1 protein-coding gene is annotated in these 823 nt (G+C 47.5%); it reads left to right on the top strand.

The genetic code is table 11. From position 1 onward, the window contains the following. The coding region (locus tag K5Q73_RS21895) for a hypothetical protein (protein WP_220766188.1) at positions 1 to 667 on the top strand (667 nt) is incomplete at its 5' end. Positions 668 to 823: the final 156 nt, after the last annotated feature.

Raw genomic sequence — 823 nt, 5'->3', positions numbered from 1 at the left:
GGGGAGGAAGAGAAGAGGGAGAAGGGGGGAAAAAGGGAAAAAAGAAAAGGAAAAGGGAGAAAGAGGAGGAGAAGGGAAGGGGGGGGGAAGAAAGAGGAAGGAAAAGGAGAAAGAAGGGGAAGAGAGAGAGGAAAAAGAAGAGAAAGAAAAAGAAAAAGAAAGGAGGGAGAAAGAAAAGAAAAGAAAAGAGAAAAGAGGGGAGGAAGAGAAAAGGGAAGCGGAGACCGAGAGGGAGAAAAGAAGGGAGAAGGGAAAGGCGGAAAGGGAAAAAGAAAGGAAGAGAGGGAAAGAAGAAGGGGGAAAAAAGGGAAAAGAAGAGGAAGAGAAGGAAGGGAGGAGGAGGGAGGGGAGGGGAGGAAAAAAAAGAGAGAAGAAGGGAAGGAGGGAAAAAGGAGGGAAAAAAAAAGAAAAAAAGGGGAAAGAGAAAAAAGAAAGGGAGAAAAGAGGGAAAGGGGAAAGGGGGGAAGGAGAGAGAGGAAAAGGGAGAAGGAAGGAAGAGAAGAGGGGAAAGAGAGAGGAGAGAGGAGAGGGAAGAAGGGAGAAGGGGAGGAGAAAGGGAGAGGGGAGGGGAAGGAGAGGGAGAGGGAGAGAGGAGAAGGGGAAAAGAGAAAGGAAGGAAGGAGAGAAGGGAAGAGGGAGGAGGAAAGGGAAAGAAAAGGAAGAGTGAAGAAAGGAAGGAGAAAAAAGGAGGGAGAAGAAGGGAAGAGGGGGGAGGAGAAAGAAAAAGGAAAAAGAAAAAAAAGAGAGAAGAGGGAGAAAGGGGAGAAGGAGGAAGGAAAAGAAGAAGAGGGAAGAAAAGAGAGAAAAGGGGAAAGGGGAGGAA

It is taken from the genome of Shewanella sp. MBTL60-112-B2 (assembly GCF_019655055.1).
In the GTDB taxonomy this organism is placed as follows: domain Bacteria; phylum Pseudomonadota; class Gammaproteobacteria; order Enterobacterales; family Shewanellaceae; genus Shewanella.
This window is presented reverse-complemented; position numbering and strand designations above follow the sequence as displayed.